A 10,305-nucleotide genomic window follows, 5' to 3' on the forward strand; every position below is an offset into this window, starting at 1 on the left:
ATTAATCTCCTGTTAAAGTTTAGCCATTTTATACAATTCTTTGAGTGTCAAACCTAGATCTTGAGTACCATTTAGTATGGCTTCAATAATATTTGGCGGTAAAAATCTCAACCTCATTAATCTTTTAATATAGCTGTCAGTTCTTAGTTCCTTTGAAAGCTTCTCTTCTTTAAGGAGCTTATGATAATAAAAACCTTTTGTAATAGCTCGAATTAAAGTGAAATTATACTCAACTTTATTATGCCCAATAACAATCTTTGTACCTTTTTGATGACAGGGCGAAAGATTTACCTCATAACTAAATTCCAATAAACAATTGTCTTTAGTTTCAAAATTCATCAATTGACCATACGTTACAGCTTCTACAGCCTTTACAAGTAAATCATTATACAGAGAAATATGTACTTTGTTTTCAGAAACTATAGCCTTATTTAAAACGGTACGTATAAATACATTATCAGGATTGTAAGTTTCTAAAAAATTCAAAACGGCTTTTTGCTTTTTTAATGTCATACCCGATAAATATTTAATCATCTGAGCTTTGTTTTTAACAAGCTCTGCGAATTTTAACCTTATAAAATCCTCAATTTCTCCTGCAGGAATTTTGGATATATTTCCGGCTTCATGCTGGCGGTTTTGTAGTAATGCTTGGCTTATATAATATCTGTAACAAGCACCGTGACGATTTCTACTATGTGATGGTGACATAACATTACCCTTGTCATCATAAATTTTACCTGCTAACAAAGATACATGTTTTGCACCGATGGAATGTTTTTGGCGAATAGTATTTTCATCTAAAATGTTCTGCACCTTTTCAAAAACTTTTTCGTCAACAATACCATCATGCAGCCCCTCATAAACCTCATTTTTATGTGTAATTTTACCAATATATATTTTATTTCTAAGCAACTTATGCAGATGACCTTTATAAAAAATTTTGTCTGTTTTAGTATGAATTTCATTTTCGATTAGGTAATCGTGCAGTTTAGAAACGCTTCTAAGTTCAATGTATTTTTCAAATATATGCCTGATTTTGGAGGATTGTTCCTTATCTTCAAGCAGAACACCATCTTTTTTTATGTATCCAATAGAAGGATTGCCATGCATAAACATTCCTTTTTTACGTGATGCTGCAAACTTGTCGCGAATTCTTTCGCCTGTAACTTCCCTTTCAAATTGTGCAAAAGAAAGCAGAATATTTAATGTAAGTCTTCCCATAGATGTCGTTGTATTAAATTGCTGCGTTATAGATACAAAAAAAGTTTCGTGCTTGTCTAAAACATCTACTATTTTTGCAAAATCCATTAATGAACGGGTAAGCCTGTCTACTTTATAAACAACCACGATATCAATTTCATCGTTTTCGATATCATTCAATAACTCTTTAAAAGCAGGACGTTCCATTGTTCCGCCTGAAAACCCGCCGTCATTATATTGTTTTTCTACCAAAACCCAACCCTCATGCATTTGGGATTTAATGTAGGCTTCTCCAGCTTCACGCTGAGCATCAAGGGAATTGAAATCTTGCTCCAAGCCTTCTTCCGAAGATTTTCTTGTGTAAACAGCACAGCGATATTTGCGAGTTGATAAATATTCGGTTTTTGTGGTGACGGTACTATTACCTGATTTAATCTGTTTCTTGTTCATGCTGTATCTATCACTCTAAGAAGGAATTAAATCAAGCTTTTATATCCAAATTGAAAAAATCAAGATAGTTTCTTGCTTGAATATTCATTTAAAACATCCAGCAATTTAACCATAGCCAAGGTATCCTGACCGCAATATTCCAATAAATTTTCGAATAAATCATCAGATTCCGGCACAAGCCCTTTCAAAAAATCCAAATACTGACTTGAAGCATCACTCCCGTTATTAATTGCTAAATTTGCGTAACTTATATCGGTGAATGCAGGAAGTGTCTTCTTAATAGATGATGAACCATATTGTTCATAGTTATATAGCATACGTTTGCGAAACGGCACAATCAAGTCAACTACACGATTATTAATCTCAAAAAGCTCTTGAGCATATACAGAGAAACTCTCTGCCAGCTTCTTATTGACCGTCTTTTCAAACCCCTGATTATAAACAACTATGGAGCCGTTAGTAGAGCAAGATGTTATAAGTTTTTTGATTAACTCTTCTCTCGGGTCAGTTTGTTTTTCATGCAAAAATTCAACGTGCTCAAGCTGAGAATCAGGAGAATTTAAAATATGCAGAGAAAATTGAAAGGGAATTTGCTGATATGGGGAAGTCCCTTCAAATAAAGGTATAGCACTGCATATCGTTTCATAATCTAAAAAGTAAAGCGGATATTCTAATGCAGCAAGGAAATCTGCTATTTTATCAACTTCAACAATAGTTCTTTCATCCAAAAAACAGTTAATCTCTTCGCTTTTTCTCTCGTTTAAAAACAATTCTCTTGGCAGTTTTTGCAAGTCAGCAGTTTTATATTTGCGAAAGATTTCTACTGCCTTTTCCATTTTCATCACATCAAAAACAGAATAATCTGGAATATTTTGCCAGCAATGGTCAATATATTGACAATCGAAGAAATATGAGCAAGCACCTCCTATTTCACAAGCAGGTTCTGCAGCCGTTTGCATATCTCTGACTAACTCTAATCCTTGAGGAAGATTCTTCGCCAATTTAACAACATCCTCTGTCACTTCGTTGTAGTTGAAGAATTCAAACGGGTCAATATCACCTTTGCGTACATACTGGTTATTTACAGTTACAATATAGCAGGATTTAATATTGTAGCCAGCGTTTGTAAAAACATAATACTGAAAGGATAAATCAATTAAATGGTACTCTTTGACTTTTGTAGAAGATTTTACCTCAATAATATTCCACGAACCATCTTCATTCCGTTTAAGAATATCGGCTGCACAGTATTCTCCTGTTTCGGTTTTAGCAACAGCTTCAAAAATAGCAGTTACGCCATCTTCCACAAATTTTCCTGTTTGAACAATTGCAGCATCTTCCCAAGGTTTATGGTGAACTAATTTCCCGTCCTTATAAAGTTTATGGGCTAAGAGTCCTACTTCATTACCCTGGCTTAAAATTCCATCATTAAATTCGGAGCACAAATCAGGTCTATGCTTTTTATACCAAAGTGCCAACGGACATTTTAAACCTAAAATATAATCTGATTTTGATATTTTCATAAAAACCTTTCTCTATTATTTTATTATATTACAGGATGATTAGACTACAAGACTACTTGTAAAATCATCTGCAACAATTAGGTTTATTATAATTTATCCGTACGACAATTTCGAGCATATTAATTATTTACCCCGAAGAAGACTTTACCGTTCCAACGGGTACCTGTGATTTTGTTTGCAATAGCAGAAAGACTTCTATAATTTTCACCTTTGTATTCAAAACCTTTTTCGGTTGAAATAACTTCATGTTTTTTACCTTTAAATTCACGAATCAGTTTGACACCCGTAGAAATTTTTACTGCTTTTTCTCCCATTATTTTAAAATTCTGCGTTTTTTCATACTGTTCAATCATCTTATTTAATTTGCGTTTTGTTTTGGGTGATAAATCATCATATTTTTCATGCCAAGCTTTTAATTTTTGTCCAACAGTTTGTTTTTTCATAGAACCTCCTTTTTTTATATTTATCACTTTTCTAAATAAAAATATCAAGCTACAAAAGGATTTCCCGACATAATTTGTATCAAGAAAAGAAATTATTTTTCAAACATTCAACCTTTTTCCTAATTTTTATATAGATGCATTTTTGCATGCATCAAAACTCAAAGAAAAATATATGTAATAGAAAAACAGAAAGGAGATTCTTATGAAAGAATTTTTAAAAAGGTTAGAAATTACCTACAAAAAACCAGGTGATTTAAAACCAAACCCAAAAAATGCAAGGACACACAGCAAGAAGCAGGTGCACCAGATTGCCAACTCTATAAAGCAGCTTGGTTTTAACAATCCCATTTTAATTGAATCAGATGGCACAATAATGGCCGGACACGGAAGATTTGAAGCCGCAAAAGAGCTAGGACTTGAAGTTATACCAACTATTTGTCTATCTCATATGACACCTGAACAAATACGAGCATACATCATAGCGGATAATCGCTTGGCAGAACAAGCTGGTTGGGATAATGATATTTTAAAAATTGAACTGGATTTTTTAATGAATCTTGATTGTGGTTTTGATTTTGATGCAACAATTACCGGATTTGATATTCCGGACATAGATTTAATTCTTAACACTGAAGCTATTGAAGAAACTAAGTCAGAAGCAGATGTAGAAGATGAGTTTTTCAAAACCACAATAGAAATCCCAAAGCGTGTAAATAAAGACGACTTGTATCAGCTAGGCAAAAATTTCCTTTACTGTGGTGATGCACTTGATGAAACAAGTCTTCAAAAGTTAATGGGACAAGACAGAGCAGAAATGATTTTTTGCGATAGCCCTTATAATCTCAAAATTCAAGGCAATGTAACAAAGCAAAAACATCACACAGAGTTTAAACAAGCCTCAGGCGAACTTAGTAGATGTGAATTTACAGATTTTCTAAAAACTACAATGACATTGCAGGCAAAATACTCCATTGACGGTGCAATTCATTTCCAATGCATGGATTTTCGCCATATGGGTGAAATGCTTGAAAGTGGCAGACAAATTTACTCCCAACTCAAAAACCTTTGTATTTGGGATAAAGGAACCGGTGGAATGGGCAGTTTATATCGTTCACAGCACGAACTTGTATTTGTGTTCAAAAACGGTACAGCTCCACACATAAACAATGTTGAATTAGGCGTTCATGGGCGTTATCGAACAAACGTCTGGAAATATCGTGGTATGCACGCTTGTAATCCTCAATCTAAGACTTTATCCAAACTTCATCCAACAGTCAAGCCTGTTTCAATGATTATGGATGCTATTTTAGATTGCTCATCACCTGGAGGAATTATCCTGGATGTATTTGGAGGTTCTGGCTCTACGCTTATTGCAGCCGAACGAACAAAGAGAAAAGCCCGTGTAATAGAAATTGAACCCAAATACTGCGATGTAATTCTTTATCGGTGGGAGCAACTTACAGGTCAAAAAGCCTTATTAGTCAGAAAAACAGGAGATTAAATTATGACAGAATTTAACGCAAAAGATTATGAGGTTGGCTATAAGCGCCCACCAACAGAACATCAATTCAAACCTGGACAATCCGGTAATCCCAAAGGTCGCCCGAAATTAATTAAAGACTTCAAAACCGACCTGCGCGAAGAAATGGAAGAAATTATCACCATAAATAATGGTGAAAAAATCACAAAACAACGCGCTTTACTCAAAAAATTACTGGTTAAAGCCCTTAGTGGTGAACTCGGGGCACTAAAAACCCTCACAAATTTGATAGCTCTGCATTTGGGAGGGGAAGAAACAGAGCTTCAAGAATTATCTGAGGAAGATAAACAGTTATTAAATAAATATATTTACAAAAATACAAAGGAGATAAACCATGAGTAATTTTAAAAGAAAACTTTTATCAGCTGCACTAGCACAAGACTTCAACATGTTTTTAGAAAAATGCTACAACGAAATTGATGGCGGAGAAAAATATACTGAAACTATTGCTACAGAGCTAATTATTGACAAACTGAATTATGTTAGCAATGGAAATACAAAGAGACTTATTATCAACGTACCACCAAGAACACTCAAAACGACCATTGTTTCGATTGCATATACAGCTTGGTTGCTGGGGCATAACCCAACACTCAAGATTTTATGCATAAGTTACGGGGATGATTTGGCAAAAGATTTCTCATTCAAAACTAAACAAATTATGCGAAGTAAATGGTATAAAGAAGCTTTTCCTAAAACAAGACTTAAACAAAATCGTCAGCAAGATGACTTTTTTGAAACGACAAGAAATGGATTTAGAAAAGCGGCCTCCCTGGGTGGAACATTGACTGGATATGGAGCAGATATAATCATTATTGATGACCCACAAAAATCACAGGATATCTGCTCGGAAAAAACCAGAAAAAGTTCAAATGAAATATTTTCTAACACAATCATTTCACGCCTAAACAATAAAAACGAAGGCAAAATTATTGTAGTTGCACAGAGATTGCACCCAGATGACTTTTCAAACTATGTTCAAAAATTTGGCAAGTGGGACGTTCTCTCAATACCTGCAATAGAAGAATCAGATAAATCTTATACTCTTTCTGATGGTAGTATTATTAATCGAAAAACCGATGATGTAATAAATTCCGAGCTTGAACCACTAGAAAAACTTAAAGAAATAAAGTCGGGGATGGGTGAGTTTAACTTTTCTGCACAATATCAACAGATGCCTATTCCACCTCAAGGCAATATTATAAAATATAAGGACTTTGCTTTTTACGATATACTTCCGCCTTCGGAGAAAATATATATTCAAAGCTGGGATGTAGCTGCTAAAACGGGTGAAAATAATGACTACTCTGTATGTGTAACAGCTGCTGTTTGCAATAATATTGTATATATTGTCGATATTTTACGTTATAAACTTGATTTTCCTGACCTTTTGAACAAAGTAAAAGAAATGTATAAAATTTATAATGCGCAAAGAGTCATTATTGAAAATAGTAGCATTGGCCCTGCTTTGATTAGTCATCTAAGAAAAGAGCTTGTTATCATACCGTATAATCCTACTGAATCTAAGGCTGATAGAGCTATAACCAAAACATACCTTATACGTTCAAGAAACGTTCTCTTGCCTAAAAATGCCCATTGGCTTGAGCATTTTAAGGATGAGATCCAATCTTTCCCTTATGGAAAACATGATGATCAGGTGGATGCTTTTACTCAACTGTTGGACGAGATAGAAAAAGAAAGGCAATCTCCTACATTGAAAAATATGGCTGAAGCAATAAACACACAAAAACAAAAAGAATGGGAAGAAAGTCAACATCCTGAACAATTGAAAAATTTTATGGATATGATAATCAAAAATTATAAAAAGAGGCCTAGAGGCTGGATACCACCACGCTGGTAAAATACCGGAGCTATTTTTAAAAATCAAATAAATCTTTAACAGGTATTTCGAGTGCTTCGGAAAGTTTTATAATAGTACGAAGGTTAGGAGACTTTTCACATCTTTCGATTTTACCTATATAAGATATATCAAGACCAGCCAAAGTGGATAATTTACTTTTAGTAAAACCTTTGGCTTGTCTTATTTCTTGTACTTTTGTTGCAAATTGCTTACATATACCATCTTTCATTATTTTATTGTGCTATACTCGTTTTAGAAGCGTATAGACCAAAGGTCTAGTTAAAATAAATTGTTACGTCAGGAAATGACGCAGGCATATGATAAGTTAGGTAATTAAGAAAAACGAAAGGATAAAATTATGAAAATGTTAGAAATTACAAAAAAACAAGATAATTTGGAAAAATTTAGTCCGGAAGTAGCAGCAGAATTAAAATACTACGTATATAGATTAATTGACCCGAGAAATGGACAAACTTTTTATGTGGGAAAGGGTAAAAATAATAGAGTATTTGCTCATGCTCTTGATGCTTTAAAATCTTATGAGAATGAAAAATATTTTAATAATGAAGGTGATGAAGATGATATATCTATAAAAATTAAAACTGTACGCGAGATTCGCAATGCAGGATTGAATGTACTTCATGTTATTCATCGCTGGGGGCTGGAAGAAAAAGAAGCTTTTGAGGTTGAAAGTGCTGTAATAGACTGTTATCCCGGGCTAACAAATTTACAGAGTGGTCATAATAGTGATAGGGGTGTTGCCAATGCAATCACAATAGAAAGTACAATTTCCAGAAAATGTTATGATGAACCTGAAGACATTAACTATATAATAATTAAAACATCCCAACAGCGAGTTGAGGATTGTGGTGGCAGTTTATATGATGCAACTCGTGGTTGTTGGAAAATCAATAAAGCAAATGCCGAAAAATGTAAATATATTTTAAGTGTTATAGATGGAATAGTTAAAGAAGTATATGAAGTTCACGGATGGCATAAGAGCCCATCTTGTGACAACAGGTCTGAATTTGATGGCATAAAAGCTCCTGATAATATACGCAATATTTTTATTGAAAAACGTATTCCTGCTAAATATAGAATGAAAGGCAGTGCAAATCCTGTAACTTATAAGAAATAACATATAAGTATGATAAGTCCAACCATAACTGCATCGATTTATGACGCAGTTATGGTAATAAAAATGGAAAAGATGAACGAACAAATGCACATATTTATCCCATATCAGAAAAATAATGAGCATCACGAAGACCTCTTAACAAGAGCGTTTTTGCAAATTGTCGATAGTAAATTGTGAAAATACATTTAATAATATGTTGATACCTCAATTCAGGATTTCAGAAGAAAATGTCAAGATTAACTAAAGCAGAACAAATATAGTGTGCCCATTTGTCAAGACCAGCCAAAGTAGACAATTTACTTTTAGTAAAACCTTTGGCTTGTCTTATTTCTTGTACTTTTGTTGCAAATTGCTTACAGATATCCTCTTTCATTACCTTATTGTGCTATACTTGCTTTATAATGTTATAGACTTGCAGTCCAATAAAAACAATTTGTTACGACAAGAACTGTCGCAACGGTATGATAAGATGAGCAAGTAATAGAAATAAAAGGAGTAATATTATGGCCGAAAAAAAATTTTATGCAAAAATTTACATTAAAACAGTTGCTAATCCTGTTATCGTTGAGGTATTTGCTGAAAACTCTCTAATAGCTAAAAAAATTATTGAGGCGAGATCCGAGTTTAAATCTTTTTATATTATGCCCCAAGCACGTGATTTCTTTTCATAATGAACAAACTTAAAATAAAAATCAAAGTTTAAGTGAAATATTAACAAAGGAGAAACAATGGAAGTAATTACAAAAGATTCAAATACAGTAAAAATAGTCGAAACCTTGTTGAAAAAAGCAGCTGACATTAAGAAAAAATACGATACAATTGCTCAAGCAACAGGTAGTAACTTTAATATATTTGAATTGATAAATGTTGCCGACGACGAAGTGCGTATGTGTCGAGTCTTGGCAGATTTACTTAATCCCAATGGTACCCATCGCCAAGGACGCATATATCTTGATTTGTTTTTTGATATTGTTTTGGGGATAAAAAGACCTAATACTAATCATATAGAAATTAAAAGAGAGGATGTAATAGATAACAATAGAAGAATTGATATTGTTATTAAATACGACAAGAATATTATTCCAATAGAAGTCAAAATTAACGCAGGTGATCAGCATAATCAGCTGTACGATTATGCTCAAAAAAGTAAAGGTTCAGGGATACCAAAAGTTTATTATCTTACAAAGTTTGGGACAAGACCGTCATATGAGAGCTGCTGCAACAGTTTAAAAAATAAGCAGCTAAAAGATGACGATATTTGTTGTATTTCTTGGTCTCAAGACATTTTAAAATGGCTTAATGTATGTTTATCTCACTATAATTCATATACAAAAGCATCAATACGCGAAATATTAATCCAATTTATTGCAGTAATACGAAAGTTTACAGAACAATTAGAGGAGAATGAAAAAATGGAAATTCAAGAATTACTATTAAAAACACCTGAAAATATGAAAAGCGCAAATGATATAGCAATAGCTTTAGATAGCCTAAAAATTGATTTATTAGAAAAATTTCGGTCAAAACTTGAAGCAAACCTTACTGAAAAAATAAAAAAACCTGATGAAGTCAATGGAAACAGAAATTCTTGGAATCTTGGATACAAATTAAGCTCTATTGATGGAAATATTCGTGTAGTTAGAATAAGTTATGAAAATAAAGCAGTGCGGAAACTCTTGCAAATCTTAAGTAATGATTGGAAAACTTACTATAAAACAGAAGAAACAAATGAGATTTTTTCTCTGTCAAATGATTCTTTTTATGAATTAGTAATCGATGAACAGTTAAATATAATTATTCAAGATTGTACAAAATGGATTGCTGATAAATTAAATGACACAACTAAGTCATAAATTGACGCAGTTGTACTGTATAATAAAAATAAAGATGAACAAATACATGAACATATTTTTTAATATGCTTAAAGAAGAATTTATTAAAAAATCCTGCGAAGGATTGTAAATGGTAAATTGTACAAATGTATTTAATAATCTGTTGCAACCTCAGTTAAATATTTTGGAGGAAAATGTCAAGATTAGCTAAAACTGAAGAAATAATTCAGCTGGCAATGCTTTTTCAGAATAGTTATTGCGGCCTTTCTATTGATAATATTAAAGAACATTTTGAATGTTCTCGCCGCAGTGCCGAGC

At 33.0% G+C, this 10,305-nt stretch carries 11 protein-coding genes; 7 read left to right on the forward strand and 4 right to left on the reverse strand.

The window, feature by feature from the left end; genetic code table 11:
- Positions 1 to 12: 12 nt before the first annotated feature.
- The 3 genes from PHX18_08190 to PHX18_08200 form a co-directional block, all read right to left on the reverse strand.
- Positions 13 to 1,650 (reverse strand): recombinase family protein, encoded by a 1,638-nt coding sequence (locus PHX18_08190; GenBank protein ID MDD3594590.1) that lies wholly within the window; start codon positions 1,648 to 1,650, stop codon positions 13 to 15.
- Between the two features lie 59 nt (positions 1,651 to 1,709).
- Entirely contained in the window at positions 1,710 to 3,173 is a 1,464-nt protein-coding gene (locus PHX18_08195) for a DUF2779 domain-containing protein (protein ID MDD3594591.1), read from the reverse strand.
- 119 nt (positions 3,174 to 3,292) lie between these two features.
- Positions 3,293 to 3,616 (reverse strand): DUF2924 domain-containing protein, encoded by a 324-nt coding sequence (locus PHX18_08200; protein MDD3594592.1) that lies wholly within the window; start codon positions 3,614 to 3,616, stop codon positions 3,293 to 3,295.
- A gap of 202 nt (positions 3,617 to 3,818) precedes the next feature.
- Here PHX18_08200 and PHX18_08205 point away from each other — a divergent pair, with 202 nt between their 5' ends.
- The 3 genes from PHX18_08205 to terL are packed head-to-tail and all read left to right on the forward strand — an operon-like array spanning position 3,819 to position 7,017.
- Positions 3,819 to 5,117 carry a site-specific DNA-methyltransferase gene (locus tag PHX18_08205; GenBank protein ID MDD3594593.1) on the forward strand — a complete coding sequence of 433 codons (1,299 nt, stop codon included), beginning with the start codon at positions 3,819 to 3,821 and terminating at the stop codon, positions 5,115 to 5,117.
- 3 nt (positions 5,118 to 5,120) lie between these two features.
- Positions 5,121 to 5,498: a DUF5681 domain-containing protein gene (locus PHX18_08210; GenBank protein ID MDD3594594.1), complete on the forward strand. Its 378-nt coding sequence runs from the start codon at positions 5,121 to 5,123 to the stop codon at positions 5,496 to 5,498.
- The gene (gene terL, locus PHX18_08215) at positions 5,491 to 7,017 is read left to right on the forward strand and encodes a phage terminase large subunit (GenBank protein MDD3594595.1); all 1,527 of its coding nucleotides are present in this window, start codon (positions 5,491 to 5,493) and stop codon (positions 7,015 to 7,017) included. The genes PHX18_08210 and terL overlap by 8 nt, the downstream gene beginning before the upstream one ends.
- A gap of 16 nt (positions 7,018 to 7,033) precedes the next feature.
- Here terL and PHX18_08220 read toward each other — a convergent pair whose 3' ends face one another.
- Complete coding sequence (locus PHX18_08220; protein MDD3594596.1) at positions 7,034 to 7,246, reverse strand: helix-turn-helix transcriptional regulator; 213 nt, start codon at positions 7,244 to 7,246, stop codon at positions 7,034 to 7,036.
- Positions 7,247 to 7,375: 129 nt separating this feature from the next.
- On the opposite strand from PHX18_08220, the gene PHX18_08225 reads away from it, so the two are divergent.
- From PHX18_08225 to PHX18_08240, 4 genes are all read left to right on the forward strand, one after another.
- A complete protein-coding gene (locus PHX18_08225; protein MDD3594597.1) occupies positions 7,376 to 8,155 on the forward strand; it encodes a hypothetical protein in 780 nt (259 codons plus the stop codon).
- Positions 8,156 to 8,164: 9 nt separating this feature from the next.
- Complete coding sequence (locus PHX18_08230) at positions 8,165 to 8,332, forward strand: hypothetical protein (protein ID MDD3594598.1); 168 nt, start codon at positions 8,165 to 8,167, stop codon at positions 8,330 to 8,332.
- Positions 8,333 to 8,658: 326 nt separating this feature from the next.
- On the forward strand, positions 8,659 to 8,826 hold the full coding sequence (locus tag PHX18_08235; protein MDD3594599.1) for a hypothetical protein: 168 nt from the start codon (positions 8,659 to 8,661) through the stop codon (positions 8,824 to 8,826).
- 57 nt (positions 8,827 to 8,883) lie between these two features.
- A complete protein-coding gene (locus PHX18_08240; protein ID MDD3594600.1) occupies positions 8,884 to 10,008 on the forward strand; it encodes a PD-(D/E)XK nuclease family protein in 1,125 nt (374 codons plus the stop codon).
- Positions 10,009 to 10,305 lie beyond the last annotated feature (297 nt).

It is taken from the genome of Candidatus Gastranaerophilales bacterium, from assembly GCA_028696075.1.
Taxonomy (GTDB): Bacteria; Cyanobacteriota; Vampirovibrionia; order Gastranaerophilales; family JAILCC01; genus JAQVHS01.

Coding starts and splice junctions, on each gene's coding strand:
- PHX18_08190 (MDD3594590.1), bottom strand. CDS start 1,650: ATGAACAAGAAACAGATTAAATCAGGTAATAGTACCGTCACCACAAAA.
- PHX18_08195 (MDD3594591.1), bottom strand. CDS start 3,173: ATGAAAATATCAAAATCAGATTATATTTTAGGTTTAAAATGTCCGTTG.
- PHX18_08200 (MDD3594592.1), bottom strand. CDS start 3,616: ATGAAAAAACAAACTGTTGGACAAAAATTAAAAGCTTGGCATGAAAAA.
- PHX18_08205 (MDD3594593.1), top strand. CDS start 3,819: ATGAAAGAATTTTTAAAAAGGTTAGAAATTACCTACAAAAAACCAGGT.
- PHX18_08210 (MDD3594594.1), top strand. CDS start 5,121: ATGACAGAATTTAACGCAAAAGATTATGAGGTTGGCTATAAGCGCCCA.
- terL (MDD3594595.1), top strand. CDS start 5,491: ATGAGTAATTTTAAAAGAAAACTTTTATCAGCTGCACTAGCACAAGAC.
- PHX18_08220 (MDD3594596.1), bottom strand. CDS start 7,246: ATGAAAGATGGTATATGTAAGCAATTTGCAACAAAAGTACAAGAAATA.
- PHX18_08225 (MDD3594597.1), top strand. CDS start 7,376: ATGAAAATGTTAGAAATTACAAAAAAACAAGATAATTTGGAAAAATTT.
- PHX18_08230 (MDD3594598.1), top strand. CDS start 8,165: ATGATAAGTCCAACCATAACTGCATCGATTTATGACGCAGTTATGGTA.
- PHX18_08235 (MDD3594599.1), top strand. CDS start 8,659: ATGGCCGAAAAAAAATTTTATGCAAAAATTTACATTAAAACAGTTGCT.
- PHX18_08240 (MDD3594600.1), top strand. CDS start 8,884: ATGGAAGTAATTACAAAAGATTCAAATACAGTAAAAATAGTCGAAACC.